General features: G+C 64.2%; 19 protein-coding genes and 1 pseudogene. 16 read left to right on the top strand and 4 right to left on the bottom strand.

The genetic code is table 11. The annotated features are described in order from the left end of the window. Positions 1–2: 2 nt before the first annotated feature. From paaH to R9B85_RS25245, 14 genes and pseudogenes are all read left to right on the top strand, one after another. The gene (gene paaH / locus R9B85_RS25310) at positions 3–1,520 is read left to right on the top strand and encodes a 3-hydroxyacyl-CoA dehydrogenase PaaH (RefSeq protein WP_423770705.1); all 1,518 of its coding nucleotides are present in this window, start codon (positions 3–5) and stop codon (positions 1,518–1,520) included. Then, entirely contained in the window at positions 1,513–1,953 is a 441-nt protein-coding gene (gene paaI / locus R9B85_RS25305; protein ID WP_013972610.1) for a hydroxyphenylacetyl-CoA thioesterase PaaI, read from the top strand. Before paaH ends, paaI begins: the two co-directional genes overlap by 8 nt. Next, positions 1,946–3,166 carry a 3-oxoadipyl-CoA thiolase gene (gene pcaF, locus R9B85_RS25300; protein WP_207879349.1) on the top strand — a complete coding sequence of 407 codons (1,221 nt, stop codon included), beginning with the start codon at positions 1,946–1,948 and terminating at the stop codon, positions 3,164–3,166. The genes paaI and pcaF overlap by 8 nt, the downstream gene beginning before the upstream one ends. Before the next feature lie 121 nt (positions 3,167–3,287). Further along, complete coding sequence (paaK, locus tag R9B85_RS25295) at positions 3,288–4,607, top strand: phenylacetate--CoA ligase PaaK (RefSeq protein ID WP_423770704.1); 1,320 nt, start codon at positions 3,288–3,290, stop codon at positions 4,605–4,607. A gap of 258 nt (positions 4,608–4,865) precedes the next feature. Next, entirely contained in the window at positions 4,866–5,855 is a 990-nt protein-coding gene (gene paaA / locus R9B85_RS25290; protein ID WP_112251783.1) for a 1,2-phenylacetyl-CoA epoxidase subunit PaaA, read from the top strand. A 25-nt stretch (positions 5,856–5,880) separates the two neighbouring features. Continuing rightward, on the top strand, positions 5,881–6,162 hold the full coding sequence (gene paaB, locus R9B85_RS25285; protein WP_013972614.1) for a 1,2-phenylacetyl-CoA epoxidase subunit PaaB: 282 nt from the start codon (positions 5,881–5,883) through the stop codon (positions 6,160–6,162). An 8-nt stretch (positions 6,163–6,170) separates the two neighbouring features. Continuing rightward, complete coding sequence (gene paaC / locus R9B85_RS25280) at positions 6,171–6,929, top strand: 1,2-phenylacetyl-CoA epoxidase subunit PaaC (protein ID WP_207879341.1); 759 nt, start codon at positions 6,171–6,173, stop codon at positions 6,927–6,929. Continuing rightward, positions 6,916–7,449 (top strand): 1,2-phenylacetyl-CoA epoxidase subunit PaaD, encoded by a 534-nt coding sequence (paaD, locus tag R9B85_RS25275; protein WP_423770703.1) that lies wholly within the window; start codon positions 6,916–6,918, stop codon positions 7,447–7,449. Before paaC ends, paaD begins: the two co-directional genes overlap by 14 nt. Positions 7,450–7,464: 15 nt before the next feature. After that, on the top strand, positions 7,465–8,541 hold the full coding sequence (gene paaE, locus R9B85_RS25270) for a 1,2-phenylacetyl-CoA epoxidase subunit PaaE (protein WP_207879336.1): 1,077 nt from the start codon (positions 7,465–7,467) through the stop codon (positions 8,539–8,541). 169 nt (positions 8,542–8,710) lie between these two features. Beyond that, complete coding sequence (locus tag R9B85_RS25265; RefSeq protein WP_004376242.1) at positions 8,711–9,019, top strand: DUF485 domain-containing protein; 309 nt, start codon at positions 8,711–8,713, stop codon at positions 9,017–9,019. Beyond that, positions 9,010–10,578: pseudogene (locus tag R9B85_RS25260) on the top strand (cation acetate symporter); the annotation flags it as partial. The gene R9B85_RS25265 and the pseudogene R9B85_RS25260, both read left to right, overlap by 10 nt. A 40-nt stretch (positions 10,579–10,618) precedes the next feature. After that, positions 10,619–11,851: an OprD family porin gene (locus R9B85_RS25255; protein WP_252378518.1), complete on the top strand. Its 1,233-nt coding sequence runs from the start codon at positions 10,619–10,621 to the stop codon at positions 11,849–11,851. A 24-nt stretch (positions 11,852–11,875) separates the two neighbouring features. Next, positions 11,876–13,927: a phenylacetic acid degradation bifunctional protein PaaZ gene (paaZ, locus tag R9B85_RS25250; RefSeq protein ID WP_375149888.1), complete on the top strand. Its 2,052-nt coding sequence runs from the start codon at positions 11,876–11,878 to the stop codon at positions 13,925–13,927. A gap of 156 nt (positions 13,928–14,083) precedes the next feature. After that, a complete protein-coding gene (locus tag R9B85_RS25245) occupies positions 14,084–14,254 on the top strand; it encodes a hypothetical protein (RefSeq protein WP_181457325.1) in 171 nt (56 codons plus the stop codon). A gap of 256 nt (positions 14,255–14,510) precedes the next feature. On the opposite strand, the gene R9B85_RS25240 is transcribed toward R9B85_RS25245, so the two are convergent. Together R9B85_RS25240 and R9B85_RS25235 are read right to left on the bottom strand one after the other, a co-directional pair. Further along, positions 14,511–14,780 (bottom strand): DUF6555 family protein, encoded by a 270-nt coding sequence (locus R9B85_RS25240; RefSeq protein ID WP_112251776.1) that lies wholly within the window; start codon positions 14,778–14,780, stop codon positions 14,511–14,513. A gap of 168 nt (positions 14,781–14,948) precedes the next feature. Continuing rightward, positions 14,949–15,158, bottom strand: a complete 210-nt coding sequence (locus R9B85_RS25235) for a general stress protein (RefSeq protein WP_085625071.1) — start codon at positions 15,156–15,158, stop codon at positions 14,949–14,951. A gap of 275 nt (positions 15,159–15,433) precedes the next feature. Between R9B85_RS25235 and R9B85_RS25230 the strand changes: the two genes are divergently transcribed. Both R9B85_RS25230 and R9B85_RS25225 read left to right on the top strand, forming a co-directional pair. Continuing rightward, positions 15,434–19,240: a CheR family methyltransferase gene (locus R9B85_RS25230; RefSeq protein ID WP_423770702.1), complete on the top strand. Its 3,807-nt coding sequence runs from the start codon at positions 15,434–15,436 to the stop codon at positions 19,238–19,240. Positions 19,241–19,321: 81 nt separating this feature from the next. Beyond that, positions 19,322–19,720 (top strand): NUDIX hydrolase, encoded by a 399-nt coding sequence (locus tag R9B85_RS25225; protein WP_423770701.1) that lies wholly within the window; start codon positions 19,322–19,324, stop codon positions 19,718–19,720. Positions 19,721–19,839: 119 nt separating this feature from the next. Here the strand turns inward: R9B85_RS25225 and R9B85_RS25220 are convergent, their stop codons facing one another. Next, a complete protein-coding gene (locus R9B85_RS25220; protein ID WP_112251773.1) occupies positions 19,840–20,391 on the bottom strand; it encodes an ATP-dependent Clp protease proteolytic subunit in 552 nt (183 codons plus the stop codon). A 22-nt stretch (positions 20,392–20,413) separates the two neighbouring features. Further along, positions 20,414–20,788 carry a low affinity iron permease family protein gene (locus tag R9B85_RS25215; RefSeq protein WP_112251772.1) on the bottom strand — a complete coding sequence of 125 codons (375 nt, stop codon included), beginning with the start codon at positions 20,786–20,788 and terminating at the stop codon, positions 20,414–20,416. Between the last annotated feature and the right edge of the window lie 30 nt (positions 20,789–20,818).

The following is a 20,818-nucleotide window of genomic DNA, read 5'->3' as shown; positions in this document are numbered from 1 at the left end:
ACATGAGCGCACTCGCAAGCAACGCCCAGGTGGCAGTGATCGGAGCGGGCGCCATGGGCGCCGGCATCGCCCAGGTTGCAGCCCAGGCCGGCCACCCGGTAAAGCTCTACGACAATCGCCCGGGCGCAGCAGCCCAGGCAGTGGCCGGCATTGACCGGCAACTTGCCCGCTTGGTGGAAAAAGGCAAGTTGCAGGCCGTCGAGCGGGAAGCCATCAGCGCCCGGCTGTGCCCGGTGGACGCCCTTGAAGCCCTGGCCGATGCCCGCCTGGTGATCGAGGCCATCGTCGAGAACCTGCAGGTCAAGCAAGCGCTGTTCAGCCAGTTGGAAGCCTTGTGCGCCGCCGACTGCATCTTCGCCAGCAACACCTCGTCGCTGTCCATCACCAGCCTTGCCGCCGGGCTGCAACGGCCGCAACAGGTGGTTGGCATGCACTTCTTCAACCCGGCACCGCTGATGGCGCTGGTCGAAGTGGTCTCGGGCCTGGCCACCGCCCCGGCCGTAGCCGCCTGCATTCATGCCACCGCCCAGGCCTGGGGCAAGCTGCCGGTGCACACGCGCTCCACGCCGGGCTTTATCGTCAACCGCGTGGCGCGGCCGTTCTATGCCGAAAGCCTGCGCCTGCTGCAGGAAGGCGCAGCCGATTGCGCCAGCCTCGATGCGCTGCTGCGCGATGCCGGTGGTTTTCGCATGGGTGCGTTCGAGCTCACCGACCTGATCGGCCACGACGTCAATTACGCCGTTACCTGTTCAGTCTTCGATGCATTCTATGGCGATTTCCGTTTCCAGCCTTCGCTGGTGCAAAAAGAACTCGTGGACGCAGGCCGCCTCGGGCGCAAGACCGGCCAAGGCTTCTATAGCTATGGCGAAGGCGCGGAGCGCCCGCAACCAGCCGAACTGCACAGCGCCGCCATCGTCGATGCGTGCGTCGTCGAAGGCGACCTGGCGGTGATGCAGCCGCTGGTCGAGCGCCTGCGCCAAAGCGGCATCGCCGTGACCCGACGCGCCGGCTGCGGCCTGATCCAGGTGGGCGATGCCACCCTGGCACTGTCCGACGGCCGACTGGCCAGCCAGCGCGCCCGGGAAGATGGCCTGCGTAACCTGGTGCTGCTCGACCTGGCACTCGATTACGCCACCGCCACCCGCCTCGCCATCAGCTGGTCGGCCGACACCAGTGACCACGCTCGCGACCAGGCCGTGGCCTTGCTGCAGCGTGCCGGGCTAAAGGTAACGGCGGTCGCCGACCTGCCCGGCCTGGTGGTGCTGCGCACCGTGGCGATGCTCGCCAACGAGGCCGCTGACGCCGTGCTGCAAGGCGTCGGCAGCGCCGCCGACATCGACCTGGCCATGTGCGCCGGGGTCAACTACCCCTGCGGCCCGTTGGCCTGGGCCACGAACATCGGCATCCCCCATACCCTGCGCTTGCTCGACAACCTGCAGCGCAGCTACGGCGAGAGCCGCTACCGCCCTTCCCTGCTGTTACGCCGCTGCGAAGCCAAAGGAGGCACCCTGCATGACTGAAGTCGAACTGGCACAAGCCTGTGCCGAAGCCATGTACGCACGCGACCAGGCCACCCAGGGCCTGGGCATCCGCCTGCTGGAAGCCGGCCCGGGCCAGGCCTGCCTGCGCATGCCGGTACGCGCCGACATGATCCAGGGGCATGGCACCTGCCATGGCGGTTTCCTGTTCGCCCTGGCCGATTCGGCGTTTGCTTTCGCCTGTAACAGTCACGACCAGGCCACCGTCGCCCTGGGCTGCAGCATCGACTACCTGGCCCCGGCACTGCGCGATGACGTTCTCACCGCCCGCGCCAGCGAGGTCAGCCGCAAGGGCCGCACCGGCCTGTACCACGTCCGCATCGAGAACCAGCGCGGCGAGCTGGTGGCGATGTTCCATGGCAAATCCTACAAAGTGCGCGGCACCGTGCTGGCGCAGGAGACGCAAGATGACTGAACACACCCTGGCCGATGCCTTGATCATCGACGCCGTGCGCACCCCCATCGGCCGTTATGCCGGGGCCTTGAGCGGCGTGCGCGCCGATGACCTGGCCGCCATTCCGCTCAAGGCCCTGATTCAGCGCCATCCCGAACTGGACTGGACAGCCATCGACGACGTCATCCTCGGCTGTGCCAACCAGGCTGGCGAGGACAACCGCAACGTCGCGCACATGGCCAGCTTGCTGGCCGGGCTGCCGATCGAAGTGCCGGGCACCACCATCAACCGCTTGTGTGGTTCCGGCCTGGACGCCATCGGCAATGCCGCCCGCGCCCTGCGCTGCGGCGAAGCCGGGCTGATGCTGGCCGGCGGCGTGGAATCGATGTCGCGCGCGCCGTTCGTCATGGGCAAGTCGGAGCAGGCGTTCGGCCGCGCAGCCGAACTGTTCGACACCACCATCGGCTGGCGTTTCATCAATCCTTTGATGAAGGAAGCCTTCGGTACCGATTCGATGCCGGAAACGGCAGAGAACGTTGCGCAACAGTTCGGCATTTCCCGCGCCGACCAGGACGCCTTCGCCCTGCGCAGCCAGCACAAGGCGGCCGCCGCCCAGGCACGCGGGCGCCTGGCGAAGGAAATCGTGCCGGTCGAGATCCCGCAGCGCAAAGGCCCGGCCAAAGTGGTCGAGCACGACGAACATCCCCGCGGCGACACCACCCTGGAGCAGCTGGCCAGGCTTGGCACCCCGTTCCGTGACGGCGGCAGCGTCACCGCCGGCAATGCCTCGGGGGTCAACGATGGTGCCTGCGCCCTGCTGCTGGCCTGCAGCACTGCCGCTCGCCGCCATGGCCTGAAGGCTCGCGGCCGCATCGTCGGCATGGCGGTGGCCGGGGTCGAACCACGGCTGATGGGCATAGGCCCCGTGCCAGCTACGCGCAAGGTGCTGCAGCTTACCGGGCTGTCGCTGGCCGACATGGATGTCATCGAGCTCAACGAGGCCTTTGCCGCCCAGGGCCTCGCGGTACTGCGCGAGCTAGGCCTGGCCGACGATGACGAGCGGGTCAACCGCAACGGCGGTGCCATCGCACTGGGTCACCCGTTGGGCATGAGCGGTGCACGCCTGGTCACCACCGCCTTGCACGAGCTGGAAGAAACCGCCGGACGCTACGCCCTGTGCACCATGTGCATCGGCGTCGGGCAAGGCATCGCGATGGTCATCGAACGCCTCTGAGCGGCTCAGGCCATCCGCTTGTTACCGAACCGAACGCAGCCGTATATGCTGCTTCCATGACACTCACCACGCGGCCTGCAACCGTTACCGCGCGGCGTACAAGAACAATTCGAGTGAAGCCATGAACATGTACCATGATGCCGATCGTGCCCTGTTGGACCCGATGGAAACCGCCAGCGTCGATGCCCTGCGCCAGCACCAGCTGGAGCGCCTGCGCTGGAGCCTGAAGCACGCCTATGACAACGTGCCGCTGTACCGCCAGCGCTTTGCCGAGTGCGGCGCCCACCCCGCCGACCTCAAGTGCCTCGAAGACCTGGCGAAGTTCCCCTTCACCGGCAAGAACGACCTGCGCGACAACTACCCCTACGGCATGTTCGCGGTGCCCCAGCAAGAGGTGGTCCGCCTGCACGCCTCCAGTGGCACCACCGGCAAGCCCACAGTGGTGGGCTACACCCAGAACGACATCGACACCTGGGCCAACGTGGTCGCCCGCTCGATCCGTGCTGCAGGTGGGCGCAAGGGTGACAAGGTGCATGTCTCCTACGGTTACGGGCTGTTCACCGGCGGGCTTGGCGCGCATTACGGTGCCGAGCGCCTGGGCTGCACGGTGATCCCCATGTCCGGTGGCCAGACCGAGAAGCAGGTGCAGCTGATTCGCGACTTCCAGCCCGACATCATCATGGTCACCCCCTCTTACATGCTAAACCTGGCCGACGAGATCGAGCGTCAGGGCATCGACCCGCAAGACCTCAAGCTGCGCCTGGGCATATTCGGCGCCGAGCCGTGGACCGACGAGCTGCGCCGTTCTATCGAGCAACGGCTGGGCATCGATGCGCTCGACATCTATGGCCTCTCGGAAATCATGGGGCCTGGGGTGGCGATGGAGTGCATCGAAACCAAGGATGGCCCGACCATCTGGGAGGACCACTTCTACCCCGAGATCACCGACCCGGTCACCGGTGCAGTGCTGCCGGACGGCCAGTTGGGCGAGCTGGTGTTCACTTCGCTGAGCAAGGAAGCGTTGCCAATGGTGCGCTACCGCACGCGCGACCTCACTCGCCTGCTGCCCGGTACTGCCAGGCCGATGCGGCGAATCGGCAAGATCACCGGCCGTAGCGATGACATGCTGATCATTCGTGGGGTCAATGTGTTCCCGACCCAGATTGAGGAGCAGGTGCTGAAAATAAAACAGCTTTCAGAACTTTATGAGATTCATCTGTATCGCAATGGCAACCTGGACAGTGTCGAGGTGCATGTGGAGCTGCGTGCCGAGTGCCAGCACCTTGATGAAGGCCAGCGCAAGCTTGTTGTCGGCGAACTGAGCAAACAGATAAAGACCTACATTGGCATCAGCACCCAGGTGCAGTTGCAGCCCTGCGGTGCGCTCAAGCGTTCCGAGGGCAAGGCCTGCCACGTGTTCGACAAACGGTTGGCCAGCTGATTCATTCGGCTGCGTTTTCAGCCCCGGCATCGTCCGGGGCTTTTTTTTGCGTTTTTTCGGCTGGCCTCTTCGCGGGTAAACCCGCTCCCACAGGAATCGCATCATGCCAGGGGGATGCACACGAACTGTGGGAGCGGGTTTACCCGCGAAAGGGCCGCCAATGTGATACACAAATCTTATTCGATACACCTAAAACTGTTTGACGTTATGTTTTGTATCGCTTACAAATGACTCATGCCTTAGCAGGAGTCGCAGCACATGTACGCACAGCTAGTGGAAACCGGAGTCAAGCGCGTCAAGTCGCTGGAAGAAATGTCGCCCCAGGAGCGCAACTTCCAGGAAAAGATCGACGCCGAAATCAAGATAGAAGCCAAGAACTGGATGCCCGAAGCCTATCGCCAGACCCTGATCCGGCAGATCTCCCAGCACGCCCACTCGGAAATCGTCGGCATGCTGCCCGAAGGCAACTGGGTCACCCGCGCCCCCAGCCTCAAGCGCAAGCTGCAGCTGATGGCCAAGATCCAGGACGAAGCCGGCCACGGCCTGTACCTGTACAGCGCCATGGAAACCCTGGGCGCCGACCGTGACGAAGAAATCGCCAAGCTGCACAGCGGCAAGGCCAAGTACTCGAGCATCTTCAACTACCCCACCCTCAGCTGGGCCGACATGGGCGCAGTGGGCTGGCTGGTCGATGGCGCTGCCATCGTCAACCAGGTGGTGCTGCAGCGCACCTCATACGGCCCGTATTCGCGCGCGATGATCCGCATCTGCAAGGAAGAGAGCTTCCACCAGCGCCAGGGCTACGAAATGCTCCTGACCATGATGCGCCACGGCACCCAGGCCCAGCGGGACATGGTCCAGGACGCGATCAACCGCCTGTGGTGGCCGGCACTGATGATGTTCGGCCCCAGCGACGAGCACTCCCCCAACAGCGCCCAGTCCATGGCCTGGAAAATCAAGCGCCAGACCAACGATGAACTGCGCCAGCGCTTCATCGACCAGACCGTGCCGCAGCTCGAGCTGCTCGGCTGCACCGCCCCCGACCCCGACCTGAAGTGGAACGCCGAGCGTGGCCACTACGACTTCGGCGAAATCCAGTGGGACGAGTTCTACGAAGTGATCAAGGGCAATGGCCCGTGCAACCAGGAACGTGTCGCCACCCGGCGCAAGGCCATCGAGGACGGCGCCTGGGTACGCGAGGCCGCCGTGGCCTACGCGCGCAAGCAACAGAACAAGAACGCCGCCTGAGCGGCGATTGATGCGGAGATCGAAAATGTCTGTCTGGACCCTCTACGAAGTGTTCGTGCGCAGCAAGCACGGCCTTAACCACAAGCATGTCGGCAGCGTGCATGCCGCCGATGCCGCCATGGCCATCGAAAACGCCCGCGAGCTGTACACCCGCCGCAGCGAAGGCGTGAGCCTGTGGGTGGTGCCCTCGGCACTGATCACCGCCTCTTCCCCGGACGAGAAAGACCCGCTGTTCGCCCCGGCAGACGACAAGGTCTACCGCCATGCCAGCTTCTACGAACTGCCCGACGAAGTCGGGCACATGTGAGGTTGGCCATGCATAACGAAGCCCTTGCCCCCTACCTGCTGCTGCTTGGCGACAGTGCCCTGGTTCAGGGCCAGCGCCTTTGCGAATGGTGTGGCCGCGCCCCGGCCATCGAAGAGGAGCTGGCCCTGATGAACGTCGGCCTCGACCTGGTAGGCCAGGCGCGCAACTGGCTGGAGTACGCCGCCGAGCTGCTCGATGATGGCCGTGACGCCGACGCCCTGGCCTTCCGCCGTGACGAACGGGCCTATCGCAACCTGTTGCTGGTCGAGCAGCCCAACGGCGATTTCGCCGTGACCATGACCAAACAGTTCTTGTATGACGCCTGGCATTTCGCCGTGCTGCAGGGCCTGGTCGGCTCGAACGACGAGCGTATCGCCGGTATCGCCGCCAAGGCCCTGAAGGAAGTCACCTACCACCTGCGCCGCTCCAGCGAGTGGGTGCAGCGCCTGGGCGGTGGCACCGAAGAAAGCCGCCAACGCATGCTCGCAGCCATCCCGGCACTGTGGCGTTTCACCGTCGAACTGGCCGCCGGTAGCAACAATGAAGTGCACCTGGCGCAGGCAGGTGTCGCTGCCGACCCCGCTGCCGTCGGCGCGGCCTGGCTCAAGCAGGTTGGCGAGACTTTCACCTCGGTCGAGCTGCCGCTGCCCAAGGCCGCCAGCCATTTTTACCTGGACGGTCGCAAAGGCCTGCACACCGAGCACCTGGGCCTGCTGCTGGCCGAGATGCAGTTCCTGCCAAGGGCTTACCCCGATGCAACCTGGTGAGCTGATTGCCGGCGACCGTGGCGCCCGCGCGCAACAAAGCGACGACCTGGCCCGGGCCTGGGCGGTACTGGCCCAGGTAATGGACCCGGAAGTGCCCGTGGTCAGCGTGGTCGACCTGGGGATCGTGCGTGACCTCGGCTGGCACGGTGGCCACTTGCACCTGGTCGTCACGCCGACCTACTCCGGCTGCCCGGCCACCGAGGTGATCGAAAGGGATATCCGCCAGGCGCTGGAACAGGCCGGCTTCCCCGCGCCGGCCCTTGAGCGTCGGCTGACCCCGGCCTGGAGCACCGACTGGATCAGCGAACTGGGCCGCAAGCGCCTGCGCGCCTATGGCATCGCCCCACCACAGGGCAGCGCCAGCAAGCGCAGCCTGCTCGGCGAGGCACCGCAGGTGTGCTGCCCGCAGTGCGGCAGCGCCCATACCGAATTGCTCAGCCAGTTCGGCTCCACGGCCTGCAAGGCGCTTTACCGCTGCCGCGAGTGCCTGGAGCCGTTCGACTATTTCAAATGCATTTGAGCCGTGGAGAACGCCATGAGCCAGTTTCACAGCCTGACCATCAAGCAAGTGCGCACCGAGACCCGCGATGCGGTATCGATTGCCTTCGACGTGCCAGAGCACCTGCAGGCGCAGTTCCGTTTCACCCAGGGCCAGTACCTGGTCATGCGTACCCAGTTGGATAACGAAGAAGTGCGCCGCTCCTATTCCATCTGCAGCGCCGTGCAGGACGGCGAACTGCGTGTGGCGGTAAAGCGCGTGCCTGGCGGGCGCTTCTCGGCATTTGCCAATGACGTGCTCAAGGCCGGCCAGCAACTGGAAGTGATGCCGCCATCGGGCAGCTTCTTCGTGCCACTGGAACCGGCCCGCCAGGGCAACTACCTGGGCGTGGCTGCCGGCAGCGGCATCACTCCGATCCTGTCGATCATTGCCACTACCCTGGCCAGCGAGCCGCACAGCCGTTTCACCCTGCTGTACGGCAACCGCTCCAGCTCTGGCGCACTGTTCCGCGACAAGCTGGAAGACCTGAAGAACCGCTACCTCGACCGTCTGAACCTGATTTTCGTGTTCAGCCGCGAGCAGCAGGATGTCGACCTGTACAACGGCCGCATCGATGCCGACAAGTGCGGCCAGCTGTTCTCGCGCTGGCTGGACGTTCCTGGCCTGGATGCAGCGTTCATCTGCGGCCCGCAGGCGATGACCGAAACCGTGCGCGAGAGCCTGCGGGCCAATGGCCTGGCCAAGGAACGCATCCATTTCGAGCTGTTCGCCGCCGCCGGCAGCGAAGCCCGTCGTGAAGCCCGCGAGGCGGCGCGCCAGGTGGACTCGGCGCTCAGCCACATCACCGTGATCAGCGACGGCCGCGCCCTCACCTTCGACCTGCCACGCAATACCCGGAACGTGCTGGACGCCGGCAATGCCATCGGCGCCGAGCTGCCGTACTCGTGCAAGGCCGGCGTGTGCTCGACCTGCAAGTGCCGGGTGATCGAGGGCGAAGTGGAAATGGACAGCAACCATGCCCTGGAGGATTACGAAGTGGCAGCGGGGTATGTGCTGTCGTGCCAGACCTACCCGGTGAGCGACAAGGTGGTGCTCGATTTCGACCAGCTCTGAAACCGCGTTGCCTGCTTCGCGGGTGAACCCGCTCCCACAGGGACTGCACAAGACCCGAGAGCAGCGCCCTACCTGTGGGAGCGGGTTTACCCGCGAAGAGGCCCTAAGCAACACCGCAACACCCGCGTGACCTCAACAAAACAATTACAACACCCAGAGATCGCAACCCATGACACCCGAACGCATCGAAAGCATCGCCAACCACCCCGACTTCCAGCACCTGGTGCAGCGCAAACGCCGCCTCAACGGCAGCCTGACCCTGGCCATGCTGGTGATCTACTACGGCTTCGTCCTGCTGGTAGCGTTCTCGCCCAGCACCCTCGGCCAGTCCCTCAGCGGTGGCGTCACCACCGTCGGCATGCTGGTGGGCGTGCTGATGGTGCTGCTGTCCTTCGCCCTGACCGGTATCTACGTGCACCGCGCCAACAACGTGCTCGACCCGCTCAACGACAAGGTCAAGCAGGAGTGCGCACAATGAACTGGACCGCCATCTCGATGTTCATGGTGTTCGTCTGCTTCACCCTGCTGGTCACCCGCTGGGCTGCCATGCGCACCCGCTCGGCCAGCGACTTCTACACCGCCGGCGGGGGCCTGACTGGCATGCAGAACGGCCTGGCGATCGCCGGTGACATGATCAGCGCCGCTTCGTTCCTGGGCATTTCGGCAATGATGTTCATGAACGGCTACGACGGCCTGTTGTATGCCCTGGGCGTACTGGCCGGCTGGCCGATCATCCTGTTCCTGATCGCCGAGCGCCTGCGCAACCTGGGCAAGTACACCTTCGCCGACGTGGTCAGCTACCGCCTGGCGCAAACCCCGGTGCGCCTGACCTCGGCCTTCGGCACCCTGGTGGTGGCGCTGATGTACCTGGTGGCGCAGATGGTCGGTGCCGGCAAGCTGATCGAACTGCTGTTCGGCATCAGCTACCTGTACGCGGTGATGCTGGTCGGCGTACTGATGGTCGCCTACGTCACCTTCGGCGGCATGCTTGCCACCACCTGGGTGCAGATAATCAAGGCGGTGATGCTGCTGTCGGGCACCAGCTTCATGGCCTTCATGGTGCTCAAGCACTTCGGTTTCAGCACCGAGGCGATGTTCGCCAGCGCCGTGGCCGTGCATGCCAAGGGCCAGGCGATCATGGCCCCGGGTGGCTTGCTGTCCAACCCGGTGGATGCCATTTCCCTGGGCCTGGGCATGATGTTCGGTACCGCCGGCCTGCCGCATATCCTGATGCGCTTCTTCACCGTCAGCGATGCCAAGGAAGCGCGCAAGAGCGTGTTCTATGCCACCGGGTTCATCGGCTACTTCTACCTGCTGCTGATCGTTATCGGCTTTGGTGCCATCGTCATGGTCGGCACCGAGCCGTCCTACCGTGACGCCACCGGCGCGATCATCGGCGGCGGCAACATGGTCGCCGTGCACCTGGCCCAGGCCGTGGGTGGCAATCTGTTCCTCGGCTTTATCTCCGCCGTGGCCTTCGCCACCATCCTGGCGGTGGTCGCCGGCCTGGCGCTGTCCGGTGCATCGGCTGTTTCCCACGACCTGTATGCCTGCGTGGTGCGCCAGGGCAAGGCCAGCGAGCAGGAGGAAATGCGCGTGTCGCGTATCGCCACGCTGCTGATCGGCCTGCTGGCGGTAATCCTCGGCCTGATGTTCGAGTCGCAGAACATCGCCTTCCTTTCCGGCCTGGTGCTGGCCGTGGCCGCTTCGGTCAACTTCCCGGTACTGCTGCTTTCGATGTTCTGGAAAGGCCTGACCACTCGCGGCGCGGTGTGCGGCAGCATGGCCGGCCTGGTTTCGGCGGTGCTGCTGGTGGTACTGGGCCCGGCGGTGTGGGTCAACGTGCTGCATAACGAGAAGGCGCTGTTCCCCTACAGCAACCCGGCGCTGTTCTCCATGAGCCTGGCCTTCCTCGGCGCCTGGGTGTTCTCGGTCACTGACAGCTCCGAGCGCGCCAGCCAGGAGCGTGGCCGCTACCTGGCGCAGTTCATCCGCTCCATGACCGGAATCGGCGCTGCCGGCGCCAGCAAGCACTGACTCTCAGGGAAGAACAACCATGTCGGGTAAAACAACAACAATGAACCGCACGCACTTCATTTCGGCCGCCTGGCTGGCGACCCTCGCCCTGCCGATGCCGGCGATGGCAGATTTCATCGGTGACAGCCACGCCCGGTTGGAGCTGCGCAACCACTACCTCAACCGCGACTTCCGCCAGAGCAACGCACCACAGGCCAAGGCCGAGGAGTGGGGCCAGGGCTTTACCGCCAAGCTGGAGTCGGGGTTCACCGAAGGCCCGGTCGGCTTTGGTGTCGACGCCATGGGCCAACTGGGCATCAAGCTCGACTCCAGCCGCGACCGCCGCAATACCGGACTGCTGCCTTTCGGCCCGAACAGCCATGAACCAGTCGATGACTACAGCGAACTGGGCCTCACCGGCAAGGTACGGGTGGCCAAGAGCACCCTGCGCCTGGGGACCTTGCAACCGATCCTGCCGGTGGTGGTGTACAACGACACCCGCCTGCTGGCCTCCACCTTCCAGGGCGGCCTGCTCACCAGCCAGGACCTGGCCGGCCTGACCTTCAACGGCGGCCGCCTGACCAAGGCCAACCTGCGTGATTCCTCTGGCCGCGACGACATCGGCTACGGCGCCGCCAGCAGCGACCACCTGGACTTCGGCGGCGGCAGCTACGCCCTCACCCCGCAAACCAGCATCAGCTACTACTACGCAAAGCTCGAGGACATCTACCGCCAGCAGTTCGTCGGCCTGATCGATACCCGCCCGCTGGGCGAAGGCCTGAGCCTGCGCACCGACCTGCGCTACTTCGACAGCCGCAACGACGGCGCCGAGCGTGCTGGCAACATCGACAACCGCAACTTCAACGCCATGTTCACCCTCGGCGTACGGGCCCACAAGTTCACCGCCGCCTGGCAGCAGATGTCCGGCGAGAGTGCCTTCCCGTTCGTGAACGGCGGCGACCCCTTCACCGTCAACCTGGTCACCTACAACACCTTCACCCGCGCCGGGCTGGACTCGTGGCAGCTGCGTTACGACTACGACTTCGTCGCCATGGGTATCCCCGGCCTGAGCTTCATGACCCGCTACACCGATGGCCGCCACGCCGAAACCGCCACCGTCAGCAATGGCCGTGAGCGTGAGCGCGACACCGACATCACCTATGTCATCCAGAGCGGCCCGTTCAAGGACGTCAGCCTGCGCTGGCGCAACGTCACCTTCCGTTCCGGCAACGGCCTGACCAACGCCGTGGACGAAAACCGCCTGATCATCGGCTATACCGTGGCGCTGTGGTAACAGCGCCCTACATTGGAGAACAGCATGTCTGCCGCCCCTACCCTGCAAAGCTTCATCGCCGGCCGCTGGCTTGGCCAGCATGGCGCCCAGGCCCTGCGTAGCGCCCTGGATGGCCACGTTCTGGCCTACAGCCACGAAGAGCGCCCGGATTTCGCCGAAGCCGTTGACTTTGCCCGTGCTCGTGGTCTGGCCACGCTGATGGCCATGGACTTCCAGCAGCGCGCCGCGCGCCTGAAGGCACTGGCCCTGTACCTGGCCGAGCACAAGGAGCAGCTCTACGCCTTGTCCCACCACAGCGGCGCGACCCGTGCCGACAGCTGGATCGACATCGAAGGCGGCAACGCCACGCTGTTCTCCTATGCAGGCATCGGCAGTCGCGAGTTGCCGTCGGGCAACCTGGTGCATGAAGGCCCGGCCATCCCGCTGGGCAAGCAAGGCCATTTCGCCGGCAGCCACATCCTGGTGCCGCGTGCCGGCGTAGCGGTGCACATCAACGCCTTCAACTTCCCCATCTGGGGCATGCTGGAGAAGTTCGCCCCGACCTTCCTGGCCGGCATGCCGTGCATTGTCAAGCCAGCGACTTCGACCAGCTACCTGACCGAGGCCGCGGTGCGCCTGATGAATGCATCCGGGCTGTTGCCCGAAGGCAGCCTGCAACTGGTGATCGGCAGCACCGGCGACCTGCTCGACCGCCTGCAGGGCCAGGATGTGGTGACTTTCACCGGCTCCGCCGACACCGCCGCCAAGTTGCGTGTCACGCCGAACCTGGTGCGCAACTCGGTGCCGTTCACCGCCGAAGCGGATTCGCTGAACTGCGCCATCCTTGGGCCGGACGTGACCCCGGACAGCGAAGAGTTCGACCTGTACATCAAGGAAGTGGTCCGCGAAATGACCACCAAGGCCGGGCAGAAATGCACCGCCATCCGCCGCGCCATCGTACCGGCCAGGCACATCGACGCCGTTGCCACGCGCCTGCGCGAACGGCTGGCCAAGGTGGTGGTCGGCGACCCGTCGCTGGAAGGCGTGCGCATGGGCGCCCTGGCCTCTCACGACCAGCAGCACGATGTGGCCGAGCGGGTGCGTAGCCTGCTGCAGAGCTGCGACCAGCTGTTCGGCGCCAGCGATGGCTTTGCGCCGCGTGGCGAGGGTGTGGCCGAGGGCGCGTTCTTTGCCCCGACTTTGCTGCAGGCCCGCAACCCGCATGCCGAAGGCGGTGCCCACGATATCGAAGCGTTCGGCCCGGTCAGCACGCTGATGGCCTATGACGACCTCGATGAAGCCCTGGCGCTGGCTGCGCGGGGCAAAGGCAGCCTGGTGGCAACCTTGGTCACCGCCGACCGCAGCGTGGCAGCCAAGGCCATCCCGGTGGCCGCCGCCTGGCATGGCCGCCTGCTGGTACTCGACAGCGAGGCGGCCAAGGAATCCACGGGGCATGGCTCGCCATTGCCGCAGCTCAAGCACGGCGGCCCGGGCCGCGCGGGCGGTGGTGAAGAGCTCGGTGGCCTGCGTGCCGTCAAGCATTACCTGCAGCGTGCCGCAGTACAGGGTTCGCCGAGCATGCTGACGGCGGTTACCGGCGAATATGTGCGCGGTGGCGAAGTGATCGAAACCGAAGTGCACCCGTTCCGCCGCTATTTCGAGCAGTTGCGCATCGGCGAGTCGCTGCTCACCCACCGGCGCACCGTGACCGAAGCCGACCTGGTCAACTTCGGCTGCCTGTCGGGTGACCATTTCTACATGCATTTCGACGAGATCGCCGCCAAGCAATCGCAGTTCGGCAAGCGCATCGCCCATGGCTATTTCGTGTTGTCGGCAGCGGCCGGGCTGTTCGTCTCCCCGGGGGCAGGCCCGGTACTGGCCAACTACGGCCTGGACACCCTGCGCTTCATCAACCCGGTGGGCATCGGCGACACCATCCAGGCGCGCCTGACCTGCAAGCGCAAAATCGACCAGGGCAAGACCAGCCCACTGGGCGAGCCCCAGGGTGTGGTGGCCTGGGATGTTGAGGTGACCAACCAGTTGGGCGAGCTGGTCGCCAGTTACGACATTCTCACCCTGGTGCTGAAAAAGCCCTGACAGTGCCGTTGGTCAGGGGCGGTGACAATCCAACCGATCTCCCCTGGCTGTTGCCGCTCTCATTCAATGAGGGGTGGTCAATGGCTTCGCCTCTCACTCCTGTATTGGGCCCGCCTGATCGCGGGCCGTTTTTTCATCGAGAGCGAGGGTTGCGAGATGAATGGCTTCATGGGAATGGGTGGCGGCAGCGCACAGGATGACTGGCCAGAGCTTGAGCCGGACCAGCGCAATGACCGGGCAGATGACCCGGATGCCGACCCCAATGTGGCTGATGACGAAGAAAACCGCCCGGGTGTACCGGCCAGCGACCCCGAATCCGGTGCCTGACCGTCATACAGACGGTCTGCGCGATCCCCTGTGGGGAGATTGCCCAACCCTTTGGGCCGCGCTGTCGCACAGATAACGGAATTCGCAAGCGATCCTCGTACCCTGTGGGAGCGGCTTTAGCCGCGAAGAATCCAACGCGGTGCATGGCACCGGCTGCGCCGGTGTTCTCGGCTAAAGCCGCTCCCACAGAGGATCGTGCCAACTTTTAGAATTTGAGCAGGACGTTTGTTCCCGCACGGATTGTGCAGTCGGGGAATCACATGGTCGCCGCCGGCCCACCTACCGACTGGTTCGGCTTGCCGCCGGACACCCGCCAGCTCACTTCGGTAATGCCGTAGCGCTCGGCCATCGGCCTGCTGACTTTTCTGATTTTTTCGCGCCCGAACTTGGGGATGATGCCGATGCCCGCATCGCAGCTTGCCCAATGCCAGGCCTCGGCATTGTCCAGCGTCTCCAGACGAATGATGAAACTGCGCGGCTGGCCATGCAGTTGGTAATCGATGATGTATAACTGTGGGCTAGGCATCGCAGGGGCCTCCCTTTCTCCATGGATGACACCCTGATTGATCGGAGCACGGCCAGAAGATTCAAAAAATCGTCGAACAATAGGGATCAAAGGCTATTGCAGCCTCGGTACGCAGAGCTCGGCCGGCACCCGGCCCAGCGGGTGCCGGGTGTCCGGTAACCCTTCAGCTCACTGTTGGCGCCCCCCGCCATGGCTGTTCTGGCCGCCCTTGCGGCCGGCCTCCGATGCCCGTTGGCGGTCATTGGCGAAGTTGCCGCCAGAAGCCTGCCCGCCTTTGTGCCCTGCGCGGGAGGCCCGTTCCCGGTCATTGGCGAAATTGCCTGGGTTGGTTTCCTTGGTGCCGCCGCGCTGGCTGGCTCGCTCTTGATCCTGCGCCATTTGGTATCTCCTTGCGATGGATGGGTCGCATGGATGTTTGCCATGCCTTGGTTCCGAGCCGCCGATCACAAAGTCTGCTCAATGGTTTTACTGGCAACTGACCAGTGGCACCAAACATGGGCCGGCAAAAGGTTTGCGTGGCGGAAGCAGGTGGATCGCACTTTCCTTTGCCGGCGGAGGTCTCAACAACATGGCGACGGCCTATAATCGCGCCACACACACGCCCGATGATGCTGCTTCGGGCGGAACGTTCCGGTCTGTACAAGGCTCCGTCCATGAAGTCGTCCGCCAAACAACCTGCCTCGCCCCAGAACCCGGCGCTCAGCCCCAGCCACCTGGATTTCCCGGTGGTGGGCATCGGTGCATCGGCAGGCGGCCTGGAAGCGATCTGTACGCTGTTCCGGCAAATGCCCGGCGATTGCGGCATGGCCTTCGTCGTGGTCTTGCACCTGTCCCCCGACCACCAGAGCGTCGCCGACCGCATCATCCAGGAGACCACGCAAATGCCGGTGCGCCAGGTGACCGAGCCGGTGCCGATCGAGCGCAACCACATCTATGTGATTTCACCGGCCAATCGCCTGTCCACCAACGATGGCTACCTGCGCGTGACCCCGGCCAACCGGCGCCGTGGCGACCACGTGGCCATCGACCTGTTCTTCCGTGACCTGGCTGACGTGCACAAGGACCACGCCTTCTGCGTGGTGTTGTCCGGTACCGGTGCCGATGGTGCCGTGGGCCTGTCGCGGATCAAGGAGCAAGGCGGCGTGACCCTGGCGCAAACCCCGGACGACGCCCAGTACGACAGCATGCCCCGCGCTGCCATCGAGACCGGCATGGTCGACCTCGTGCTGCCGGCGGCAGAAATGCCGCAGAAGCTGCTGGAGCTGTGGCGCAATGCCCGTCAGGTGAGGCTCCCGGAAATCGAGGACGACACCCTGCCCCCGGCCCTGGGTACCCGTGCCGGCGATGCCCAGGCTTGCGAGCCGATGCTCGAGGAGATCCTGCTGCAATTGCGCAGCAATACCGGCCACGACTTCCAGCACTACAAGCGCGCGACGGTGCTGCGGCGCATCGAGCGCCGCCTGCATGTAACCGGCCAGGCGGACCTGGCGGCCTACCTGCATTACCTGGAACAGCACCCCGCGGAATCCAGGGCGTTGCTGGCCGACATGTTGATTGGCGTGACCAATTTCTTCCGTGATCGCGAAGCCTTCGAAGCACTGGAGCGTCATGTGCTGCCGCAACTGGCCTGCGAACGCGACCCTGCCGAGGGCGCGGACGAGATTCGCGTATGGTCGGCGGGCTGCTCCACCGGCGAGGAGGCGTACAGCCTGGCCATACTGGTTTGCGAGCAGCTGGCACTGGAACAGCGCACGAGCAAGGTACAAGTGTTCGCCACTGACTTGGACGAACGCGCCATCGCCATTGCCCGCAGTGGCTCCTATTCCGAAGCGATCGTCACCGATGTGCCGCCCAGCCGGCTGCGCCAGTTCTTCCTCAAGGAAGACCAGCATTACCGGGTGCGAAAAGAGGTTCGCGAAAAGGTGCTGTTTGCCCGTCATAACCTGTTGTCGGACCCACCGTTCTCGCAGATCGACCTGATTGTCTGCCGCAACCTGCTGATCTACCTGGACCGCGAGGTGCAGCGGGACATCCTGCAGATGTTCCACTTCGCCCTGCGCCCAGGTGGCTACCTGTTCCTCGGTTCGTCCGAGTCGGCCGACGTGGTCAACGAACTGTTCACCCCGGTGGACAAGCGCAATCGCATTTTCCGCGCACTGGATGCCAGCAATGCCGGCCGTAACTCTGGCCATAAACCTGGCCATAAACCTGGCCGTCAGCTGCCCGGTACTTCTGCCGCCAGCATGCCGCAGGAAACACTGGCCAAGGCCAAACCGGGGCGCAAGCCATCCTTCGCCGACCTGCACCATCGTGCCCTGGCGCGGCGCATGCCGCATAGCCTGATCGTCGATATCGACGGCAATATCCTGCACATGAGCGAAGGCGTGGGCCGCTTCCTGCAACTGGCCGGGGGCGAACCGAGCCGCAACCTGCTCAACCTGGTGCTGCCGCCCCTGCGCCTGGCCCTGCGCAGCACCTTGTTCCAGGCGCGTCAGGGTACCGAGGCGGTGACCTCGCGCCCTGTCGACCTGGCGGAATCCATGGGCAGACTGCAGGTGGAGATCACCGTGCAGCCGTACAAGGACGACCTCGGCGCCAGCGATTGCCTGCTGGTGGTATTCGAAGAGCGCGCGCCCGACCCGTCCCTGCCGTTGCCAGGCGTCATCCGCCAGACCGACAGCATGGTCTTGCACAACCTCGAGCGCGAACTGCTGCGCACTCGCCTGCTACTGCAGGAAACCATCGAGCAGTCAGAGGTTTCCAGCGAGGAGCTGACCGCTTCCAACGAAGAGATGCAGGCCATCAACGAGGAGTTGCGTTCGGCCAGCGAAGAATTGGAAACGAGCAAGGAAGAGCTGCAATCGATCAACGAGGAGTTGCTTACGGTCAACTACGAGCTGAAGAACAAGGTCGAAGAAACCGACAAGATCAACGACTACCTCAGCAACCTGATCGCCTGCACCGAGATCGCCACGGTGTTTGTCGACCGCAACCTGCATATCCGCTGGTTCACGCCGCGCGCCACCGACCTGTTCAACATGCTGCCGGTCGATACCGGCCGTTCCCTGCTCGACATCACCCATCGCCTGGATTACCCGGCACTGGCTGACGATGCTCGCGCCGTGGCCCAGGGCGAGGCCATCATCGAGCGTGAGATCGGTAGCCAGGGCGATCACTGGTACCTGGCGCGCCTGCTGCCCTATCGCTCCAGCGAGCAGAAGATCGACGGCACGGTGCTGACCTTCATCGACATCAGCAGCAGCCATGCCGCCGAAGAGCGCGTGCGCCTGGGCGAAGAGCGCCTGAGCAAGCAGTTGGCCGAGACGCAGAACACCAGCCACATGAAGGACGAGTTCTTCGCCGTCATGTCCCATGAACTCAAGCACCCGCTCAACCTGATCCAGCTCAACGCCGAAATCCTGCGCCGCCTGCCGTCGCTCAGGAACATCAGTGCAGCGAGCAAGGCCGTTGGTACCATCTGCGATGCGGTAACCAGCCAGGCGCGGATCATCGACGACCTGCTGGATGTGGCGCGCATTCGTACTGGCAAGCTCAAGCTCAAGACCGAGCCTGTGGATCTGCTCGCCGTCCTGCAGGGCATCCATGGCGTGGTAGTGAGCGAGCAACATCCCTGCCCGGTTCGCCTGGAGCTGCCCGCCGACAGCCTGCCGGTGGTGATCGAGGGTGACGTAACCCGCCTGGAGCAGATCATCTGGAACCTGCTGAACAACGCGCTGAAATTCAGCCCGGCAGGCAAAGAGATACGCCTGGTGCTGAGCCACGACGAAGACCACGCGCGCCTGCAGGTGATAGACCATGGCGTGGGCCTGAGCCACGACAGCCTGGAGCACATCTTCGACCTGTTCAGCCAGGCTGCGCCGCAACAGGCCAGCCACAGCCGCGAGGGCCTGGGCATCGGCCTGTCCCTGGTACGGCAACTGGCCGAGGCTCATGGTGGTAGCGTACGCGCCACATCACCGGGGCTTGGCCTGGGCTGCACCTTTACGGTCACCCTGCCCCTTTGCGCAATCCAGCACCCGCAGCGTGAGCGGGGCTCGGAGCCACTGAGCGAGGGCCGCCTGAATGGTATTCGCGTGTTGCTGGTGGATGACTCCGTAGAGGTGCTGGCGGTAATGCAGGAGCTGCTGGAAATGGAGAGCGCCACTGTTCATGCCTTCAGCAAGCCGCGTGAGGCCCTGGACGCCGCTTCGGGTGAGGAATACGACATCATCCTGTCCGACATCGGCATGCCGGTGATGGACGGGCATGCGTTGATCAAGGCCCTGCGTGGCCATGCGCACCTGCGCCATACCCCCGCCATCGCCCTGACCGGCTATGGCGCCAGCGCCGACCAGTACAAGTCACGCCAGTCGGGCTTCGACCGGCACTTGAACAAGCCTGTGGGCTATGACGAGCTGGTGGAGGCCATCGAAGCACTGAGCGGCTCGGTGCCTTACTGACCATTGGTCGCATTCAACGCAACGTTCATTGCTGCCAGGGGCCGAATCTTCATGGAATGAGGGATTCGCCCAGGAGCCTGAATGGAGCCAGTCAAGCATCGCGCCACCATCATCTGTCGGCATGGCAAACAAACCCATAAATGGTTGTGGGTAAGAAAGCCCAACGCCGCCTGGACCCTTCCCGGCGGCAAGATCGAACCCGGCGAGACGCCGGTACAGGCGGCGAAGCGTGAATTGCTTGAAGAAACCGGGTTACAGGCAGAATCACTGACCCTGTTGATGCGCCATGAAGCGGCAGAGCGCATGCATTATGTGTTCGAGGCGGAGTTCATCGAGCCCCCGCACCCCAAGGCCTTGCACGAGATTGCCGATTGCCGGTTCGCTCATCTGGACCAGGTGCCCATGCTCAAGGACGAGATCAAGCTGCTGATCCGCTCGTTGCTGGCGTGTGATCGGGCGACGGCAGCGTCGGTGAGATAGGGCTTTATGCCTGTGCCGGCCCTTTCGCGGGTGAACCCGCTCCCACAGGTCCAGTGGAATACCTGTGGAACCCCTTGTGGGAGCGGGTTCACCCGCGAAGAGGCCTGCCCTGCAAACTGCTAGGCATGCACACTCCACTGGCAGGCCTCCACCTCGATCGGCATCTCGTCTATGGCATGGATCATCCCGTTCGCCAGTGCCTCCCGGGGCCCGAGTATTCGCGGGTAGGCCATCAGATAACGTGGCACATCCAGCACCTCATCCGCCCCTTCGGTCCGCTCGGCGACGATCTGTGCATACAGCCGCAGGTCGTAGTCCAGGCTCATTGCATATTCGGCCATGCGTGAATGGTCGACCGAGCCATGCAAGGTCCAGTGGAACGGATGGAACAGGAACTTGCTGTAACTGCATGCCGTGCGCCGTTCCCCGGCCAGGAACAGGATGTTGCCCATGGACTCCACAGTGCCCAGGTTGTGGGTATGCACCGCGACCGGTAACGCCCGCAGAAAGTTGTACAAGGTAAACCCGTAACTGCACTCGCCGCCCATGGTGGCGATGTTCAGTTGCAGGACATCGGCGCCTTGCTGCAACGCCCGCGAACAGGTGTTGATCAGGTTGCCGCAGGTGGATGAGTTGATAGGCCCGGTGAAGTGGACGATATGTCTGGCCATGCTTGCCTCCGGTGTTGGCAGGTCATTCCTTGGTTTTCTGCGCATCGTCACCCTGCCCGGCCATCTGCCGGTACTGCTTGCGCAGGGCATGCAGCTCGGCCGGATCCATGTCTTCAAGGTCCAGCAGCGCCTTGTGCGCCTGTTGGGTGGTGCGCAACAGTTCATCGATCTTGATGTGCAGTTCGTCGTTGTCGCGGTTCTGGGTGTTCTGGATCAGGAACACCATGAGGAAGGTGATGATGGTGGTCGAGGTGTTGATCACCAGTTGCCAGGTGTCGTTGAAGCCGAACAACGGCCCGGTCACCGCCCAGCTCAGGATCAGCAGGCAGGCGATGCCAAAGGTCAGCGGGCGGCCGGCCCAATTGGCCAGCCACTGGGCGAAACGGTCGAATTTCATCCTGGCACCCTTCCTCGTAGCAACTATTGG

The sequence above is a fragment of the Pseudomonas sp. NLJ1 genome, from assembly GCF_049486705.1.
Lineage (GTDB): Bacteria > Pseudomonadota > Gammaproteobacteria > Pseudomonadales > Pseudomonadaceae > Aquipseudomonas > Aquipseudomonas inefficax.
Note: the sequence above shows the minus strand (reverse complement) of the source record. Positions and strands in the feature narration are given on the sequence as shown.